We start from the raw sequence: 19,061 nt of genomic DNA on the forward strand, positions 1-19,061 counted from the left end.
AAAATTCAAATTAATGGAGGTATTTAAAAATGGAACAATACAGATCAAAGGAAATTTATGCAGACTTTTACGAAAATGAAGGAAAAACATTAGCAGTTGTTATGAGTGGAAGCGTACCTGGGCTTCCAACTCATATAAATGATGATTTATCAAATTATTTAAAGCAAAACTTTAATGTTTTATTCTTAGCATACTATGGAATCGGAGAACTTCCAAAGTCTCTAGAAATGGTGCCAATAGAATATTTCATAAATGCTATAACCTTTATTAAAGAAAAACAGAATATTCCTGATGATAAAGTAATTATTATAGGTCAATCTAAAGGGGGCGAAGCTGCTTTAGTATTAACAAATTATATAAAATCAGCAATTACTATAGCAACAGTTCCTAGTTCATATGTTTTTCAAGGTTTGCCAGAAGATCTTTTCAGTATCTATAAGGCGCAGCCCAAAGCTTCATGGTCTTTTAATAATGAAGAATTACCATATATCAAATTTTCTTTTGATGAAGCTTCCATGAATTATGCAAAGAACAAAAATTTCTGCAAGTGTCATGAAACTTCCATAGAAAAAAATTTTAATCCCGATGCCTTAATAGATCTCGATAACTATAAAGGTAAGGTGCTGCTTATTTCATCTGAAAATGATCAATATTGGCCAAGTAAAAATATGTGCAACACTCTAATGGAAAATAGCAAAAACAAAGATAACATTAAGCACGTTTCTTTAAACTTAGAAGATCATTGCTTTTTATGGTATGAAGAATCAGTCATAGAAATAATAAGCTATTTAAAGGCAAATGTACAATAACTTAAATAATCCGTACACTTATATTTAGAAGTTTTAATGATTCTACATTTTGTAATAATGTCATAAATCTGCAAAAAGAAAACCACCCGATACACTTAACAGATGGTTTTCTTTTTTATTATATTTTTTGGAAATTTCTATATTTAAGTTCAGCTAAACACCAAATATACTTGCTATGTCATCTGCTTCTTCATCTGATATTTTCATTATTATTTACTATTTCTTTAACATTTTCTTTTATTATAGAGATAAGTTCTTGAAATCTTATGCCAACTAGAAATATATTGCTTTTTTAGTGATAATTATATCAATTTAATTATTTTTTCTTACTATCCTTTATTTATGATATGGTTCACCCTTCATTATTCTAAACCTCTTTTAATATTTCTTATCTATATTTAAATAGATTTGAATCAGTCTAGATTAATGATTACAAATTTCTCTCTATCAATATGCCTAAATGTTCTGCCAAAACCTCAGGAGAAAAAGGCATTCCATTTATAAACCACCATTCTATCAATCCTACTATAGCTTGCCCAAAAAATTGCTTGACAGCATCTTTCCTTAACCCTGAATTTACTCCTTCTGCAACATTTACTTCATCCTCTAATTTATAAGTAACCAACTCAATGAAGTGATTTCTAAAATAAGGGGCCCTTTTACTTGCTAACATCGTCGAAAAGAATAAATAGTTATTTTCAAAATATTTGCACCAAATAAGTAAGGAACAAAAGCAATTTCTGGATGTGTGGGGTGTTATTCTTGCATCAAAACAGGCAGATGCTTTATGAATGACCCAGTAAATGAATTTTTAGAAAAGGTAGCTTGTGCAGATGGGTTTATTTTTGGTTCGCAAGTACATTTTGCTTCTGCTTCAGGTATGCTAACATCATTTATGGACAGGGTATTCTCTACCAATTTTTCAAATGACATTTTATCTTATAAACCTGCTGCAGCAATTTCAAGTTCCTGTCGAGGTGGTAATACTGCTACATTTGATCAAATCAATAAATATTTTACAATAAGCAATATGCCTGTCGTATCATCTCAGTATTGGAATATGCTAAATTACATACTCTTTTGGAACACAAACATTCCATCCCCTCCATCACCAATAAAATCTTCGGATGTACCTGGTGCTGGATTATATTCATTTTGAAATTCCACTATATGAAACCTGCATTTATTTACATAAAAATGAATATTTCTTTTTTCAAAATATGGAGTGCAAGTTTCCCATACCTTTGTATCACAATGCAATTTTTCAATTTGACTCCAAATTGCATAACCAATGCCTTTTGTTTGAGTGCCATATTTCACATAGAGCAAATCAAGATGATTATATTGCGTTAAGCTATCAATGACTACAACAGCACCACCAATCATTTGACCATCAACAACTGCTTTGTATGCAATAGCGCCTTTTTCATTCAAGGAACAGTCGATATCCTTTTCAGGAAGAACAATGCCTTCCGTTTTGCCATAGACATCTTCAAACCCTTTTTGAAAGGCCTCCTGCATATCTTTCTTATATTGCATTAAGTCTTCATCATTGATTTTTGCAAGCGAGAATTCCATTATTACACCCCTTTTCAAAATATTTACTATTTACAGCGAATGAAATTTCTTCAAGTTCTGTCAAATATGTAAGTTCTTCTTCCTTGGTCTGTTTTAATATAATATTCATTTCATACCTCCTAAAAATAAAAATACTCGGCTATTACATATACGTAATAGCCGAGCTCACTCGACATCTTATCTGACAGGCGGCCTGCAAGCAGTGCGCTTACTATCCCCTACACTACGGTGTACTGTCCTCCGATGATACTTTTTACTTTTTTATTAGAATACCATTTGTCTTTGACGATGTCAATGGTATCTTTACCGTCCACTCAACCTACTTATTTTTTAATTCTTTTTCTACACCTCGTCATGTTCTCGTGAACGGATTTTGGCGTTTTAGGTTGAGTAGCCAAGATAGACTACTTCTTCTTAAAATATAATAAGTATAAACCTCCTTAATCTTCTAAAATAGCTTATCCTTATTATATTTCAATATTTAATTACATTACTATGGCAATATGGGTAAACATATAAATCTTCATCAGGTATAACTTCACCATCACAACTATCACCAAACTCCTCAATAACAGCAATAGATTTAATTTTTACCTATACCTCGTTCTTGTTCTCTCTTCAACACTAACTCAGATAAATCAATATAAAAATCCAGTTCTTCTTTTGTTTTTGCTTTTTTAAATAGTTCCATAAAATCTGTATATGAGTATTTTAAAAACTGCTCATATAAACTATTTTGTTCATTTATCTTTTCCATAGAACTTCCTCCGATAAATAATCCTTTTACTATATTATTACCTAATAAATTGCTAATACGAAATCACTCTCGTCCCGCATTTTAGGCGCTTATTCTTAAGAATATATATTCTACTATGGCAATATTCTGAAGAATAAATATGGTACAGAATATTAGAATGCACTATTCATAATTTCTGACTATTATATATCTTATCCTTCTGCAACTACTACTTTTGCTTCTTCTTGTTTACCTTGTTTTAGTAACAGTGTCGGAATTATTACAATAACGGTAATTATAGAAATTACAAACATAGTATCATTAAGAGCTTGGAGCTGTGCCTGAAGTGCAACCTCTCCAAACATCTTGTTTAAAGCAATTCCTTGAGCATTGCCTGCTGACATCCCGCTTTTAATAAACATCCCTTGAAGCATTTCATATAGCTTCATACTATTTTTATTAAAAGATGTGACTTGTGAAGCTAAGTTAGAGTAATCAATCACATTTCTATGCTGCATAACGCTTGTTATAATTGTAACACCTATGGAAGTCCCTACTTGTTTTACTGTATTAGTTAAAGCAGATGCGTTTGACATTGCTTCCTTTGGCAATCCACTAAACCCTATTGTTTGAACAGGTGCCATGAGAAATCCGACACCAAAGCCTCTAATCATTAATAGAATAGTAATAGTGATATTAGGTGTATCCAACGTAATTTTTGACATACTATAGCTGTTAATGCCTATTAAAATCAATGCAAATACAGCAAATAATCTAACGTCAAATTTATTACCGATTTTCCCGTACAAAACCATAGATATGGCTGTCGCTATTGCTTCTGGGAATAAAATCAGCCCTGTATTCATTGAATCAAGTCCCCTTATTTGTTGAAGGAATATTGGCATCAGAAACACACCACCATAAAGAGCTAGCATTGCAACGTTCATGATAATATTACTCATGCAAAAGGTATAATTCTTTAGTAGTTTTAAATCAAGCATAGGTTCTTCAATGAGTAATTCATTCACAACAAATATTACAAGACTGTAACACCCAACAATCATAAGGAGGATATTTTTTATATCGCTCCAGTCTAAATCACTTTTTCCAAGCACATAAAGAACGCATGACATTCCAATGCTTGACGTTAAAAATCCAATAATATCAAATTTCTTTGAAGACTTATGTTCTGTTTTTTTGAATATGAGTATAGCCATTATTGTGGCAACTATTCCAACTGGAAGATTTATAAAAAAAAGAAATCTCCAATTAAAATTTTGAATAATATATCCCCCTAAACTTGGCCCTAAGGCTGGGGCTGCCATTACACACATTCCCATTACTCCTATGGCCATTCCAAGTTCACTTTTATCAAAAGTTGTCATTAATATTGCCATACCAAGAGATATTATAGAGGCTCCTCCAATACCTTGAATTACTCTTGCAATTATCATTACAGTTTCATTCCATGAAATCCCGCACAATAATGAACCTAAAGTAAATAAAATTAACGCAGTAATAAATACGTTTTTAGTTCCAAATCTATCTCCAAAATAACTTGTTGATGGAATTACAACTCCTAAGGTTAGGGTATATGCGCTAACAACCCATTGGATTTGATCTATGGATGCATTAAAGGTCTGCATCATTTTAGTAATAGAGATATTAATAATGCTGGTATCTAGATTTACCATAAAAATTGCCATAATTACAACGCTCATAATAAGCCATTTAGCTGAAGATTCTCTTTTATTTTCCATACTCCCACCTACTTTATATGTATCTTTATATCTGCATTTGTTCCAGGTAGAAGATTTTCATGATTTTCCTCAAGTTTGATTTTCACAGGTACCTTTTTAACAACCTTAGTGAAAGTTCCACCTGAAGAGGATGGGAGAAGTGAAAATGCTGAATTTGAAGCCTTTCCTATATATTCAACTTTACCTTGAAATACTTTTCCCTCAAATTGATCAATTTTTATATCTACATTTTGCCCTTCTTTTAATTTTTCCACCTTAGTTTCTTCTATATTTGCAGTTATATAAATTTTTTCTTGGTCAACCATTACTGCAAGTGTAGATCCAGCTGGAATATATTGTCCCTCCTCAGCTTCTTTTTTAATAATTAATCCATTAATTGGCGCTCTAAGTAATGAAGAATTAACATTTTCATCGGCTATTCCATTTTCATCCATGTGCCCTACTATTTGATCTTTAACTAAAGTTTCTCCTTCTTTTACACTAAATTCAAGAAGACTTCCTGAAATTTTTGGAGTTATATCTATAAAATCTCCAGCTACCTGTGCATCTTCAGTTGAGACAAAATACTCATTTTCATACCAATAATATACTCCGACTCCTCCAAGAGTTATTAACATAGCTATAACTATACAAAAAATTATTATTTTACGTTTTCCTTGCATTCTTATCATCCTTTCCTAACTTCTCACGCCGACTTCGGCAAACATACCAGGTTTCAATTGTGAATTTGAATTTACTAAAGTTATTTTTACTAAAACATTATTGCTCTGAGAATTTAATTCTGAATTTATTACTGATATGGTACCTTCAAATTCTGAATCCTTTATTCCTGACACTTTAACAGTTACAGCTTGTCCTTCTTTTAGATTCTTTACAATACTTAAGGGTGCATATGCATTCACGCATAAAGTATCAGGATTAGATATTGAAATAAGAGTGCTGCCAGGTGATGCTATTTCACCTTTATTTATATTTTTAAGTGTAACTTTCCCTGAAATAGGAGCTGTAATAGTTCCATTATTTAATACTATTTGTGCTGTTTTTAATGCTTCTTCGGCTTGCTGCACTTGTGCCTTATAAACATCTATACTTGTTTCTGTAGCACCATTTTTTAGCATTTCTAGTTGTTCCTCTGCTGATTTTTGTCCTGATTCTGCTGAAGTAAGCTGCTGCTTAGCAGTTTCAAGCTGTACCTCTGTAGCTGCCCCAGCATCAGTTAAGGCTTTTGTACGATCATAATTCTTTTTAGCAATATCATAAGTTGCTTTAGCGCTGTCCAAAGCTGCTTGTGCTTGGTTTATTTGTTCAGGTCGTGTACTGTTCATAGCATTAGTTAAATTTGCATTTGCAGTATTTACTGCTGCTTGTGCTTGGTCTACCTGAGCTTGCAAATCCTGAGTATCTAATTTAATGACAGTATCACCTTGATTTACAGCTGTCCCTACATTAACTGATATATCTGAAACTCTCGCAGAGATTTTTGAAGCTACATTTACTTGATTATCTGTCGCAAGCTTTCCAGCCATGAGATATACGGATTTTTGTTCATTAATCTCTTCTGCTTGAACAGCATTCTCATTTCTATTATCCTTTGCAGCGCATCCTGACAATAAAGATGTTCCTATAAGCGCTGGCAATACAATTAACATAATATATTTTTTCATAATCACTTACTCCTTTAACAAATTAATTATAAGTGTAAAAAGTACTTCTTATTTTCCATCAGAAAATCAACGCATATTTTATAAGTAAAATCTATTGCAATAAAAACACTTTCACTAAATTTGTTCACAATATATTTGTCTAATATTTTGAATATATGCATAATAATGGTAATATTCAAAGTCAAAATGGCCCTTAATATCTTTATTCCTGTTGTTTTACTTATACTGTTTATTTCAAAAATCCAAAGATTTTTCCTTCCTTGACGCTATATTCCAAGCTAGTTCCAGTATGAAATTTCCTTAAAATTATGACAGGCTTTCTGATATAATCGTATTTATTCTATGAATGCAACTTCTATAAGAAGTAACAAGGGAATCTTAATTATAAGTCCCTGTTATTCTTACTTATTGAATTATTTATGTACTTTATATATTGGAAGCAAAATATTATCAATAATATCCTCGCTACTCGTCTCATTAGGCCTTCCATACAATACAATTTCATTGATAATTAGTAAAGTAGGCAAATTTAGAGCCCTTTCAGAAATAGTATCTATTGAAAGTGAAATCTCTTTACGATGATTTGCTCGCGTTATAATAGTTTCCATTAATTTTCGGATACCATTTTCGTGATTAACAACACTAAATAGATCGTAAGATGTAGTATCGGAAAACTTATCTGAAATCACCTCTCGTAGATCCTCAGGTCTGATAATTTCAAAAATTGGATCTAAAACCTTAAATAGAGCAATTAAATCTTCTTTTAGTGAACCATGATCACTGATTTCTAATTCTATTGGTGGTGCTTTTCGCTCTACAGCAGCAAGAATAAGGTGACATTTTTGTGGCCATCGACGATAAATAGCATTTTTGTTGGTTTTTGCAGCACGGGCTACATCATCCATAGTCAATTTGCTATATCCTATTTGATCAAGCAATAACCAAGCCTGATCTAAAATCGCATTTTCAAGTATAACGCCACGGCGCCGACTAACATTGTCATTCATGATACAACCTCCTATTTTTGGTCTACATAATTCCACCATAATATAGTACCATAAACACCAATAAATAAAATAACAAAAATCGTCAATTTACTAATCCAATTAATAAGATCAGGATTGTTTAAGTATATTCCTGAAATTGTCCACGGGATATAACGCCCTAGAGGCTGTGATCCAAAAATAGCAGCTACAATTACAGCTCCAAAAGAAGTACTAACGGGAGCTAATATTCCTCGTGTCATGCTGGCGATAAGAGGGAATAGAAAACTAAGACCAGAATTATAAAGCGTTGCTATCCCTAACCTTTTTAAAAGAGTTCCAGTCAAAAGCACATTAAAATTTTTCAAATCTAAGCAAGAACCTATAGCAAATGTCGCACCAATTGCTAATACCGTTATACCTAAAAAACATAATCCTAAAGCAAAAAATTTTGCACATACTAAACTAGTACGAGAGATTGGCAATGATAAAAGATCTTTAAAAGTTTGATCCTGATACTCTCTACCAAATACCCAGCTGCTTAAAATACCAAAGCCCATTAATCCAATAACAGTAGAATACATAAAAAAAGTATTTTTCAAAAATTCTCCCCACGTCTTATCCTGCATATGGATAAGTAACAAAAAGCTATAAAAAGCTAAAATGTAAATTGGTATATGACCTCGCATTATTTTATAAAACTCAATTTTAGTCATTGACCATATCTGTTTCATAATGATTTGCCCTCCTTAATTGTTCTAAGAAAGAATTCTTCTAAGCTTTCATTTACAGGTTGAAAAATCATGGGATTCAATTTCTGATTTTCTAACTGCTGTAATAAAGCAGAATATTGGTTAATAGATATATCTGAAACAAGTACTTCCTCTTCACTTACCGATGTGAATTGCAAGCTTTTTGTAGCAAGGTAATGTGCGAGATTCTTTATGGATCCCTCCGTCTTTATGTACAGCTTGGATTCTCTGCAGGTTTCAAATTCTGAAAAATTTAATTCTCGTAGCAGGCATCCATGTGCTAATATCCCAATTCGACTTACCAGCTTTTCCATCTCATCTAATAGATGGCTTGAAATAAAAATAGTTGTCCCATTTTTAGCCATTTCTAATAGAGAATTACGAACAACTACAAGCCCCTCCGGATCTAATCCGTTTGTTGGTTCGTCTAACAAAAGAATCTTTGGTTTATGAATAAGTGCCTTTGCTAATCCAATTTTTTGATTGTTTCCTAAGGAAAGATCTTTCACCTTAATCTGACGATAATTATCTAGCAATAGCTGCTGTGAAATGTCATCAATTCGTTTCTTAATTTCTGAATCAGGTATTAGTCTTTTCTTTGCATATAATATAAGATTTTCTTCTACAGTAAAGTTTGGATAAGCATGTGGTGTTTCAATTAAGTAACCAACCTGATTCCAAAATTCAGAAGACAGCTTCGAAATTGATTTTCCAGAGTAATAAATTTCGCCAGATGTAGGATTAATCATTTTAAGCAACATCCTCATTGTAGTTGTTTTTCCTGCACCGTTTAAGCCTAAAAAACCATATATTTCACCTTCATTAGCAGTCAGATTAATATCATAAACACTATTTTTTGAGCCGTAACTCTTTGTTAAATTCTTCGTTTGTATTATTGACAAAACGCAAACACCTCCAATGTTATACTTCATTTAAGGTACTGCAGTACCTTAAATGAAGTATAACATTGGAAAATATAAAACGCAATACTAAATATTTATATTTTTTTATTTATTCTTCTCATTATGTGAACACATAGCCAATGAAGGCTGAAAGCAATAACTCCTATAATAAAATAAACCTAAACATAAATATATACTATTATAGTATTTATCCATGTTTAGGTTTCAATTTACTGTTCATTTTAAATCAATGTACATTAACATAATTAATATGCTCATTAATATTAGTTTTGTGTAAAGATACCCCTCCTTAAAATACGGGAGGGGCTATAAAAGATTTGTATATGATTTATATTTAAATATCACTAACTTCCAGTGCTTGTCTTGCCATTTGCTCATATTCATCTACACCAGATATCAGGGCAAATTCAGCAATTGCAACTGGGTATGCAGCGACCAATTCAATGATATGCTCTTTCATCTTAGGCCAATAGTATCCCCCTACTTCTTTATAGGCCTTAATAAGGGATTCAAGACCTTCCTCACCAAAGGCTTTATAATGAAACACAAAATCATTGGATACATCTGCAATCTTTGCTTCAGTCCAATCAATTAAACCAGTCACATTTGCAGCTTTATTTATTAAAGTGTGTCCTGCATGTATATCCCCATGAATAAAACCTGTTTTTTTCGGCCAAAGCTCATCATTCTTTAACCATGTCTGCCATCTATTCCACAGCGACTCTCCTACTCCAAATTTGGCCTTCACAGCATCCATACGATCTTGCATTGACTGTCTTACCTCTTCTGCTGTGTGAAGCACTAGTCCGGCTTCTACTACCTTATCCCTTGGGATACCATGCAGCTCTGCCAGTACCTTTCCAAGTGTCTCATGAAAACAGGCTGGTACATTATTAATATCAATTTCCCAGATATAGTTTCCTATAGCATGATCAATTGTCCCTGCTGGTATACCCTCTAATTTTTTATATGCAATTAATTCCTCTGTATAGACAGACCAGTTTGGTGCTTGAAAGTTAGTGCAATATTGATTGACCAAATCTAATGCCTGCTTTTCATCCTTAGTTCTTGGCATTACATCTTCACGTCTAGGCATCCGAAGTACCCATTCGCTACCTTGTTGATCCAGAGCAAATACTGCCAGAAAATCAAGCCCAGATTCATTGAATACTAAAGTATCTTCCTTAAGATTCAACCCGTGTTTTGTTGCAATTTCAATAACTTCTCTTTTTGTTTTACTCATTCTTGCCACATCCTAATTATTATTATTTTCTTGCTAATAAACTTCTTTTATACTGTACATCTATCTATTCTAATCTCTTATATATCCTGAACTTTTAACATGGAAACTAAAATTATTATAGAAGCTAGTATTATTAGTTCAGTGGTGAACACCATGGTACTATACAAGGCCCATCTGAATTTAAAGATTAGTTTGTAAGTTCATTTGCTACAGCATTGAAAAGTATTTCTTGAACATTGGGATATATATCCTCCCCTATATCTTTTTTATGAATAATCATTGCTAAAGCTCCACGGATAACACCTGCAATAACTTCGATATCCTCATTTATTAATTTTTTTAACTCTTTATTCTTCTTTATAAATTCCATTAGTGGGACAATGCTTCTTAGTCTCTTGGTAGCCGAATATTCTGGATCTATCTTTCTAGACACCATGTTATATTCTTCCAAATTCGTTATTAATCTTTGTGTTAATATATAAGATTCCAACGCAGAAGACATTTCAAGTAGATAAACCTTTATTGCTTCACGTATATTTTTCTCTCTTTCCACCTTGGGCCAGACTCGCCTTTCAATTTCTTCTCCCTCGAAAGCTAATAACTCAAGGTAAAGCATTTCCTTTGATTCAAAAAAAACATAGAAGCTGCTTTTTGCTATAGACACTGAAGAAGTTATCTCTTCAATAGATGTATTTTTCAACCCCTTAGCAATGAAACACTGATGCGCAGCATGCATCATATCCATTCTAATTCTTTCTTTTTCTATTTCTGTAAATTTCGGCACTGTATTTTCACCTCTAATTAATATTTATAATTAAAACATAAAAACAAATTAAATATTTGTTTTTATTGTAGTATAGTCTAATTATGATGTCAATCAAAAATCTTATTACAAAATCTCCTTTACTATAAAAGCAAATATGCAAAAACCAAACATTAACACAAATACCCTATTTCTGCGTAAAAGAAATCCCCCAAACTCTTAAGTCTGGGGGAACACAAAACACACTTTAATATTAACTCGAAAACCTTCAAAGCCTTTGATATCAGCCTGTTTTTTTCTCTATCCTAATAACTGTCTCCACATGTTTTGATAGAAAAATGATACTAATACGCATTAATATTGCTTTTGCGTAAATATGTACCCTTAAAATCAAGGTGTCTTGGAATTCTGCTAGTTTATACTATTATGCAAAATGTTATTAATATAATAAATCTATCGCTGTGGGCGAGTACTATACTTAGTATAAAGATAGGCTATAATTTCTTATAACTCCTCATTGCAAAGATATAAGCAACAACTATTATTGCTATGCACCAAGCAAGAGCAATCCAGATATCATTTCCTACTGGTTGATTTGCTAATAAATTACGAATAGCTTCCACGATAGGAGTTACAGGTTGATTTTCTGCAAAAGCACGTACTACAGAAGGCATCGTATTTGTTGGTACAAAGGCAGAACTGATAAATGGTAAGAAGATGATTGGGTAAGAGAATGCCCCTGCGCCATCTGGTGTTTTAGCAGCAAGTCCCGCAATTACAGCAATCCAAGTCAAAGCAAGTGTAAATATCCCAAGAATTCCAAATACAGCTAGCCACTCTAAGATTCCTGCTGAAGAACGGAAGCCCATTAATAATGCAACAAGTATAATCACTACTACAGAAATTCCATTAGAAATTAATGAGGTTAATACATGTCCCCATAATACTGTAGAACGAGCGATAGGCATAGAATGGAAACGTTCAAAGATACCACGCTCTTTATCTATAAACAAACGATAAGCTACATATGCAATACCACTACCAATAGCCATTAACATTATACCTGGTAATAGATAATTAACATAATTTTCTGTACCAGTTTGGATTGCACCACCAAATACATAAACGAATAATAACATCATCGCAATTGGTGTGATACAAACTGTAATAATTGTATCCATGCTTCTAAAAATATGACGCATAGAACGTCCAAACATAACACCCATATCTTTGAAAAAATATTTATTTGTAGATTCCATTTATTTCTCCTCCCTTTTACCAATGATTGTTAGGAATATTTCTTCTAATGTAGGTTGTTTTTCAACATATTCAACTTTTGCAGGTGGTAGTAATTTCTTCAATCCTTCTAGCGTATCTAGAGCAATGATTTTTCCTCCATGAAGAATAGCGATTTTATCTGCAAGTTGCTCTGCTTCCTCTAAATATTGAGTCGTTAAGAATACTGTAGTTCCTGAAGATGTTAACTCTTTTACAATTTTCCAAACTTCTAAACGTGCTTCTGGATCAAGACCTGTTGTTGGCTCATCCAGGAAAATAATCTTTGGATTTCCAACAAGACTCATTGCTATATCAATTCTTCTTTTCATACCTCCAGAGTAAGTACCCACTCTGCGGTCTGCAGCCTCTGACATGCCAAAACGACTAATTAACTCATCTGCTACTTGATTTGGTTTTTTAAGATGTCTAAGTTTTGCTATCATTTGAATATTTTCACGTCCAGTCAAAATTTCATCAATAGCAGCAAATTGGCCAGTAAGACTGATAGAACCTCTAATGTCTCCTGGATTTTTTTCAACATCAAAACCATTGATTATAACACTTCCAGTATCTGCTTTAAGTAAAGTTGCCATGATTCTAATCATCGTTGTTTTTCCTGCTCCATTGGAACCTAGTAGTGCAAAGATACCGCCCTCCTCTACTTCAAAATTTACTCCTTTTAGTACTTCTACATCTTTATAATCTTTCTTTACACCTTTAATTTGTATGATATTTTTTTTCACTTTCTTTTCCTCCTATACAATATAGTAACCTTACTCAAATCTGCACTAATCCTTTTAATGCAACTTGAAGAATTATCATAAAAAAGAGCCGATAACTGCGATTTTACTCACGGTTATCGGCTCTGCGTCTTAGCGTCTGGCTCTTTGATAACAGATATATTCAGTTGTTTTGCATTTATTATAGTTTCCTGTTTACACTTAGGACAAAATAGTGGGAAGTTTTCAAGCACCGTATCGACGCCTATCTTGTCTCGTGTTTTGTTGCCACAGACTGGGCATAATATCCAATCGTATTTACACACTCTACCTTCCCTTACTTCAATTGCTTTTTTCATCCCGATATCTCCCTTTTACTTTGTTTTATTCGTGACCTTTTTCATAGCCTCGTTAACTTTCTTGTCAACAGATTCTTGATAGATGTCCGCGTAAGTTTTTGAATCTTTAATTAAATCGTCGCAGAAAACAGCTACGTCACTGCCCGTCACTTCAAGCACACCTTTTCCCAAGAATGCGCCCTCTTCAAAAAGATCTATAATCCCAGAAAGTAAACCTATCCCGTTGGTTAGCTCAACAGGGCCAACCTTAAAGAGATATTTTTGAATCTCTTTATAAACAATCTGATAATCTTTCGGTAGTGCTTTGACACGCGCCACGTGTGCTCGCCACTCTTTTTTGCCTTCGATGATTTCTTGTATTCTCATTTTAACCTCCTATTTACCTAATTTTTTAGCAATATTATTGTTTAGTTGTTCACGCCATTTGTCGCGATAAGACTTTGCACCTTCTTCGCCTACCAGTGCTGCGCAGAAACCTTTGATATCGTCACCCAAAACCTCTTGTACACTCTGACCGTCCGCAGCCGTTTCTTCGAGCAGGCCAAGCACACCATCAAGAATTGGCATGAGATTGCGACCAGTGAAATCTGAGTGCGGCCAAAGATTGGCTTTAATTTTTTCCCATGCCTCTTGATACTCAGCTGGCAGCTTTTGGGCTCGCATTTCAAAAATTTTCATTTCTTTAGTCATGTCGCTTCCAGTAACCTTTTCCCAAAAATTCATTATTTCTTCTCCTTTAACTCATTAATTTTTGATGATACGAATTTCCATCTTTCCCAGAACCTCCTCAGTTCCTCACGCCCTGCATCGTTGAGCTTGAAGAACTTTCGCGGTGGTCCCATATCGGATGGTTTTTTTTCTGTGTCCACGAGTTTATTCTTCTCAAGCCGCACCAAGATGGTATAAACTGTTCCGTCAACAACATCTGAAAATCCGAGGGCATTCAGCCTCTTCGTAATCTCGTAACCATATATCTCCTCGTGGCTGATGATTTCAAGAACACAGCCTTCTAGTACACCTTTTAGCATTTCCGTTATATTTTCCAGACAAATCACCTCTTCACTATCTAGTAATACAGGTATTTAGTATTACTTACTACCACTATATAGTATCACGCAGTAGTACTGATGTCAATATGATATGTTTATTATTAAAATTTTTGATTATCCTTTGACACACTTATCCAATGGTATTATATTCATATATAACACTAGTTAACAAGAATACTATAAGTGAAATGAGGATGTCATGAAATCAACTTTGGACAGTAATCGTCTCATTTATCTGCAAATCAAAGAGGCCATTTAGGAGGATATTCTCAATGGACAGCTGGTACCTGAAGAACATATGCCTTCAAATAGGGTACACGCCGAGATACGTGTAAAAACCAGTAACTTGATGTAAAAAAATAACATTAAGTTACTGGTTCTATTATTTCTTCAATATCTATTTTACTAATTGGTTGAGGAATTTCATTTAAATCAATAACATATTCACTAAATCTTTTAATATGACTTGTCATATATGGACTTAAATTTTTTATATCTTCTCTTAAAATTAAATTACCATCTTCATTTAATCTTTTTAATGCATTGGTTATATCTATTACATTATGTAAGATAATTGCATTAGACAATAAATTATTATATTTTATAATATTAATTTGTTCTTCAGTATTATTTTCACACATAATTCCGTCTCCACCAAAGAAAAACCATTTAGAAAAGCCATTATATCTCAATATGTTCGTATTTTAAGTTTTTACTTTCTTTATAAAAATTAAGATCTTTCCAATTGCGTATTCTTGGCATTAGTTTTATTCCTAAAAGATATGTGAGAGCAAATAGTGTTGCAGATTGCCCTTGAGTGTCAGCGTGTACTGTATCTGGTTGGATATCTGATTTATTTTTTAAGAAAGCATCAATTATGTATATAGCTTTCCAAACCCCACAAGGAATAAAATGACTAAACAATGCTATATATGTGTCAGAAACATGATGATAAGCAATTCCACCATAACCTAAATAACGTATATGATATTCTGATAACAAATTCTGTTCATATAAATCAATTTTTGTTCCATCTGCTACTGAAACATTAACATCTCCCCATATTTTAGGTAATTGAAATTTATCATAATAATTAATTATATCAGTTATTGCTCTATCTAATTTTTCTTCTGTAATATGTCGTTTATTTGTGAAATGTATCATGTGAGGAGATATATTTCCCCTAATATGTTTAGAGGTTTGAGTTGGTCCCATATTAGAACCATCTCCAAATGTTAATAGTATATATCTTTCTTTAGCATTATCAATTTTAGGTTCAGAACCAGATAATGGACCAAAATGTCTGGTGAAATTTAACAAATGTTCTATATTACACAATATTTCCATTATACTTCTTTCAGGCATGTACATTTCTAATTGTTTCTTAATTTTTTTTATTGAGCTAGTGTCTGCAGTACTCTTTCTACGTTTTAATATTGCTTCACCTTTATCTGTTATAACAAGTTCGCTATTTTTAGGATAATTTATGTCTAAAGCTTTTGATTTTTCTTTTAACATACTTTTTAAATGATTAATAAACTGTTTTATATCTATTGGAAAATTCATCTCTACACAATAATCTTCAATTAATTGTTTACATCCTTCTAATGAAAGTAATTGATTTCTATGATCTGAATCTTCTGTACAAATATCTCCAGTTTTAAATTCAGATGCAATATGTGAAAATACACACATTTCAAAATAACGTCTAGAATAGACTTCTTTTCCATCAAATTTACATTTAATAATTTTTTGCCATTTATCACTAGCAAAAGATATATCAACATATGGCTCAATAAATTCTGATTTTTAAATTACTAAAAACATATTCAAATATATCGTTATTAATTGCAGCTCTTTTACTGTTAATTACCCTTTCAAGTGTACTAAAAGCAGGCAATTCATAATTGTTTTTGATTAAAATTTCAATTACTGCATTAAAAACGTCCGCCGGATGTTCCATAATAGGATCGAATTCTATAACTGTTTTTAATACTAAATTAGTTATAAATTCCTTATCATCTATTATATTTAAGTATCTTTTTATAATTAATTTGTATCTTTGAATAGTTTTTTCTGATACATTTATCTCATTATTATCACATATATTAGTGCTTACTTTTATATGTTCAATTATCCTATTAGGTATACTCTTATAACTTGGAAAATAGTTAAGTACTTTAAATGTTTTTAACATTACAATAAAAACAGCTATATTAGGTAGTCCTTTTGCATATTTATATGCAATTGAAATATCTTCATCATGTGGAGTATACAATTTTATTAGTTCATTTTTACTTATAATTCTACTAAATCTTGGATATATCGTACGTTCAATTAAAGCTATTAGCATCCTTCCTGATTTTCAATATTATTGTGAAAAAAATTAAATATATTCAGTGTTTGTTTATGATATAAAAACTATAAAGCGTTGATACCTTATAGTTTTTTTGATTTCTATACGTTTCTTTCTATTTATACGAATTAGTTGATTAACGCCAAGTTACTTTCAATTGAGACCGATCTACTAGTCGTTTATAACTGTATTTAGGATAACCAACTATAATCCCGCCAGTGACTATTAACTCTTCTGGAATATCCAATACTTTAAGTAAAGGCTGATAACCAGACCTAGCACACGCCTCGACAAGGCCTGCATAGCACGTTCCTAATTCAAGACTTGATGCAAACAATTCGGCATACGCAAGAGAAAAATGGGTGTTATCACGTCCACGCGAAAAACTTTTTTCGGCCAGTGCTAGGATAAAGCATGGTGCATTCCGCAAAATAACATCTAGCCCTGTTTTATGATAGTGTTCCACTAAATCTGTAAAATAAGCTGCCGATGATTCCCCTTGTGAGATTGCTTCATCCATCCAGGCTATCGTAGCTTCTGTAATAGCCTGTAGTGTATTCTTATTATCTATAACCAAGTACTGCACACCCTGGGTATTATTACCCGTAGGGGCTAATCTTGCAATATCTAGTAGCTTTAGGATTTTGTTTTTTGGAACTGCATCTTCTTTATACACCCGTATAGAGCGTCTGCCCCGAAGAAAACGTTCCGCCATCTCAGCGCTCAAAACTGGAGTCTTATCTAATAAAACTTGACCTTTAAGCGACGCGTGAACATGATCTAATGCCGATTGGGGACAGACAGCAACACATTGACCACAAGCGATACAGGTAAGTCCGGCATCGATAGGGATCCTTTCCTCAGTCATTCCAATATAATTCTTTGGACAAACCTCAGCACAAACGCCGCAGCCAATACATTTTTCCTTATTCACATTAAGCAAACTCATTCAAATTCATCCTTTCTTTTATAAAAACTATAGTACTGTAAAATTAGCTATATACCACATTCTGTATGCCGTAATTTGTTTTTATAATCACATCATTTTACAAGAGCATATTTAATTGTCGAGTGGTTTTGAATAGTTGAATACTTCTTTTGACCAAGTACGTGACCACTCCCCAAATGGTCGCAACAACTCCATGAGTTCTTTTCCACGCGTAGTTAATTGGTACCCATCATTAGTACGCTCTACAATATCGACTTCTCTAAGCTCCTTGATACGGGTGTTTAATATTGTAGGAGAGATTGACTCGCACCGTTTCTGAAGTTCTCTGAAGGTAGAAGAGCCCTCCTGCAAATTCCAAATGATACCCATCGCCCAATTCTTACCTAAAATATCAAAGAGAGCCATAATTGGAACGCCAGATTTGGATCCTCTAACTGGTTTACCTGGACATGGAACTGACATAGTAATTCCTCCTTAAGAAATATCTTTCAATATAAATTTTTTGAAATGCTTCTCACTCGTTATAGAAAAGCGATGAACTTAAGTATTTTTATCTTATTTGTTAGCTGATTTATCAAGCAATGTCTGACCACCGATACCAATACTATCAGGATCATATTCTTCAATAAAAACAGTAAAAGCGCTTGCTGGAGAATTGGTAACTTCAACAGCTGCAGAAGTTAATTTCTCAATCAATTCCTTTTTCTTTTCTGGCTGAGTTTTTTTCATTTTCATCGTAATTACTGGCATAACTGCACCTCTTTCTAATATGTATATTTAATATGCGAGCTACAAAAAAAGTAGCTTGCTACTGATATTGTAGCATGATACTTTTTTTGTAGCAACATTTTTTGAAATTTTATTAAATTAATACCTCAAGTGAAGGATTAAAATATGCTAACCCCAAAAAAGTGATAGTACTAAATTCGGACTGGAAGATTTCTTTAGCATGGGTAATACCATTAAGAGTATCCTGTACTGAAAAGCAATGGCTGAATTGAATAGAAAAGTATAAGTTTTTATACATTATAGGATGTGACCAAGATTCATGTAAAACACTCATATAAGATATTATATACCAATTATGAAAACAGTTATCCTAAAAGGTATACCTTTTAGGATAACTATTTTTTCATTTAA

At 32.8% G+C, this 19,061-nt stretch carries 25 protein-coding genes and 1 pseudogene; 2 read left to right on the plus strand and 24 right to left on the minus strand.

The features are described 5' to 3' along the window. The first annotated feature begins 29 nt into the window (after positions 1 to 29). A complete protein-coding gene (locus D2A34_RS13775) occupies positions 30 to 809 on the plus strand; it encodes an acyl-CoA thioester hydrolase/BAAT C-terminal domain-containing protein (RefSeq protein ID WP_119367008.1) in 780 nt (259 codons plus the stop codon). Positions 810 to 1,239: 430 nt separating this feature from the next. Here D2A34_RS13775 and D2A34_RS13780 read toward each other — a convergent pair whose 3' ends face one another. After that, positions 1,240 to 1,614 (minus strand): TetR-like C-terminal domain-containing protein, encoded by a 375-nt coding sequence (locus D2A34_RS13780; RefSeq protein ID WP_341467254.1) that lies wholly within the window; start codon positions 1,612 to 1,614, stop codon positions 1,240 to 1,242. On the opposite strand from D2A34_RS13780, the pseudogene D2A34_RS13785 reads away from it, so the two are divergent. Further along, positions 1,534 to 1,878, plus strand: a pseudogene (locus D2A34_RS13785) (flavodoxin family protein); the annotation flags it as partial. The gene D2A34_RS13780 and the pseudogene D2A34_RS13785 sit on opposite strands and share 81 nt — an antisense overlap. Here the strand turns inward: D2A34_RS13785 and D2A34_RS13790 are convergent. The 23 genes from D2A34_RS13790 to dmpI all read right to left on the minus strand — a co-directional run bounded on the left by D2A34_RS13790 (position 1,878) and on the right by dmpI (position 18,671). Further along, on the minus strand, positions 1,878 to 2,387 hold the full coding sequence (locus D2A34_RS13790) for a GNAT family N-acetyltransferase (protein ID WP_079440879.1): 510 nt from the start codon (positions 2,385 to 2,387) through the stop codon (positions 1,878 to 1,880). The pseudogene D2A34_RS13785 and the gene D2A34_RS13790 sit on opposite strands and share 1 nt — an antisense overlap. Beyond that, on the minus strand, positions 2,359 to 2,496 hold the full coding sequence (locus D2A34_RS26755) for a hypothetical protein (protein WP_160359264.1): 138 nt from the start codon (positions 2,494 to 2,496) through the stop codon (positions 2,359 to 2,361). The genes D2A34_RS13790 and D2A34_RS26755 overlap by 29 nt, the downstream gene beginning before the upstream one ends. A 474-nt stretch (positions 2,497 to 2,970) precedes the next feature. After that, a complete protein-coding gene (locus tag D2A34_RS26760) occupies positions 2,971 to 3,144 on the minus strand; it encodes a hypothetical protein (protein ID WP_182629381.1) in 174 nt (57 codons plus the stop codon). 191 nt (positions 3,145 to 3,335) lie between these two features. Next, complete coding sequence (locus tag D2A34_RS13795; protein ID WP_119367009.1) at positions 3,336 to 4,883, minus strand: DHA2 family efflux MFS transporter permease subunit; 1,548 nt, start codon at positions 4,881 to 4,883, stop codon at positions 3,336 to 3,338. Positions 4,884 to 4,891: 8 nt separating this feature from the next. Next, positions 4,892 to 5,545 (minus strand): HlyD family secretion protein, encoded by a 654-nt coding sequence (locus D2A34_RS13800; RefSeq protein WP_119367010.1) that lies wholly within the window; start codon positions 5,543 to 5,545, stop codon positions 4,892 to 4,894. 15 nt (positions 5,546 to 5,560) lie between these two features. Then, positions 5,561 to 6,547: an HlyD family secretion protein gene (locus tag D2A34_RS13805; RefSeq protein WP_119367011.1), complete on the minus strand. Its 987-nt coding sequence runs from the start codon at positions 6,545 to 6,547 to the stop codon at positions 5,561 to 5,563. Positions 6,548 to 6,960: 413 nt separating this feature from the next. After that, complete coding sequence (locus tag D2A34_RS13810) at positions 6,961 to 7,554, minus strand: TetR/AcrR family transcriptional regulator (protein WP_119367012.1); 594 nt, start codon at positions 7,552 to 7,554, stop codon at positions 6,961 to 6,963. Between the two features lie 11 nt (positions 7,555 to 7,565). Continuing rightward, positions 7,566 to 8,264, minus strand: a complete 699-nt coding sequence (locus tag D2A34_RS13815) for an ABC transporter permease (RefSeq protein ID WP_119367013.1) — start codon at positions 8,262 to 8,264, stop codon at positions 7,566 to 7,568. Further along, a complete protein-coding gene (locus tag D2A34_RS13820) occupies positions 8,261 to 9,184 on the minus strand; it encodes an ABC transporter ATP-binding protein (RefSeq protein WP_119367014.1) in 924 nt (307 codons plus the stop codon). Before D2A34_RS13820 ends, D2A34_RS13815 begins: the two co-directional genes overlap by 4 nt. A 355-nt stretch (positions 9,185 to 9,539) precedes the next feature. Further along, a complete protein-coding gene (locus D2A34_RS13825; protein ID WP_079440872.1) occupies positions 9,540 to 10,448 on the minus strand; it encodes a macrolide 2'-phosphotransferase in 909 nt (302 codons plus the stop codon). 187 nt (positions 10,449 to 10,635) lie between these two features. Beyond that, the gene (locus D2A34_RS13830) at positions 10,636 to 11,232 is read right to left on the minus strand and encodes a TetR/AcrR family transcriptional regulator (RefSeq protein WP_119367015.1); all 597 of its coding nucleotides are present in this window, start codon (positions 11,230 to 11,232) and stop codon (positions 10,636 to 10,638) included. 473 nt (positions 11,233 to 11,705) lie between these two features. Beyond that, entirely contained in the window at positions 11,706 to 12,470 is a 765-nt protein-coding gene (locus D2A34_RS13835) for an ABC transporter permease (protein WP_119367016.1), read from the minus strand. Next, positions 12,471 to 13,232 (minus strand): ABC transporter ATP-binding protein, encoded by a 762-nt coding sequence (locus D2A34_RS13840; protein WP_119367017.1) that lies wholly within the window; start codon positions 13,230 to 13,232, stop codon positions 12,471 to 12,473. Between the two features lie 113 nt (positions 13,233 to 13,345). After that, positions 13,346 to 13,567, minus strand: coding sequence for a cysteine-rich KTR domain-containing protein (locus D2A34_RS13845; RefSeq protein WP_079440868.1), 222 nt, complete (start codon positions 13,565 to 13,567; stop codon positions 13,346 to 13,348). A gap of 15 nt (positions 13,568 to 13,582) precedes the next feature. Then, entirely contained in the window at positions 13,583 to 13,933 is a 351-nt protein-coding gene (locus D2A34_RS13850) for a DUF1048 domain-containing protein (protein ID WP_119367018.1), read from the minus strand. Positions 13,934 to 13,942: 9 nt separating this feature from the next. Further along, complete coding sequence (locus D2A34_RS13855) at positions 13,943 to 14,290, minus strand: DUF1048 domain-containing protein (protein WP_119367019.1); 348 nt, start codon at positions 14,288 to 14,290, stop codon at positions 13,943 to 13,945. Beyond that, positions 14,290 to 14,613 carry a PadR family transcriptional regulator gene (locus D2A34_RS13860; RefSeq protein ID WP_119367276.1) on the minus strand — a complete coding sequence of 108 codons (324 nt, stop codon included), beginning with the start codon at positions 14,611 to 14,613 and terminating at the stop codon, positions 14,290 to 14,292. The genes D2A34_RS13855 and D2A34_RS13860 overlap by 1 nt, the downstream gene beginning before the upstream one ends. 368 nt (positions 14,614 to 14,981) lie before the next feature. Further along, on the minus strand, positions 14,982 to 15,257 hold the full coding sequence (locus tag D2A34_RS27030; RefSeq protein ID WP_139376252.1) for a Tn3 family transposase: 276 nt from the start codon (positions 15,255 to 15,257) through the stop codon (positions 14,982 to 14,984). A gap of 40 nt (positions 15,258 to 15,297) precedes the next feature. Further along, a complete protein-coding gene (locus D2A34_RS27035) occupies positions 15,298 to 16,311 on the minus strand; it encodes a Tn3 family transposase (protein ID WP_207669020.1) in 1,014 nt (337 codons plus the stop codon). Between the two features lie 97 nt (positions 16,312 to 16,408). Next, complete coding sequence (locus D2A34_RS27040; protein WP_207669021.1) at positions 16,409 to 16,969, minus strand: DUF4158 domain-containing protein; 561 nt, start codon at positions 16,967 to 16,969, stop codon at positions 16,409 to 16,411. Positions 16,970 to 17,108: 139 nt separating this feature from the next. Further along, complete coding sequence (locus D2A34_RS13870; RefSeq protein WP_079440865.1) at positions 17,109 to 17,921, minus strand: nitroreductase family protein; 813 nt, start codon at positions 17,919 to 17,921, stop codon at positions 17,109 to 17,111. 111 nt (positions 17,922 to 18,032) lie between these two features. Then, positions 18,033 to 18,383, minus strand: coding sequence for a winged helix-turn-helix transcriptional regulator (locus D2A34_RS13875; protein ID WP_041897937.1), 351 nt, complete (start codon positions 18,381 to 18,383; stop codon positions 18,033 to 18,035). A 93-nt stretch (positions 18,384 to 18,476) separates the two neighbouring features. Next, positions 18,477 to 18,671 (minus strand): 4-oxalocrotonate tautomerase DmpI, encoded by a 195-nt coding sequence (gene dmpI / locus D2A34_RS13880; protein ID WP_119367020.1) that lies wholly within the window; start codon positions 18,669 to 18,671, stop codon positions 18,477 to 18,479. Positions 18,672 to 19,061 lie beyond the last annotated feature (390 nt).

Origin of the sequence: Clostridium chromiireducens, assembly GCF_003575225.1 — a bacterium.
Lineage (GTDB): Bacteria > Bacillota > Clostridia > Clostridiales > Clostridiaceae > Clostridium > Clostridium chromiireducens.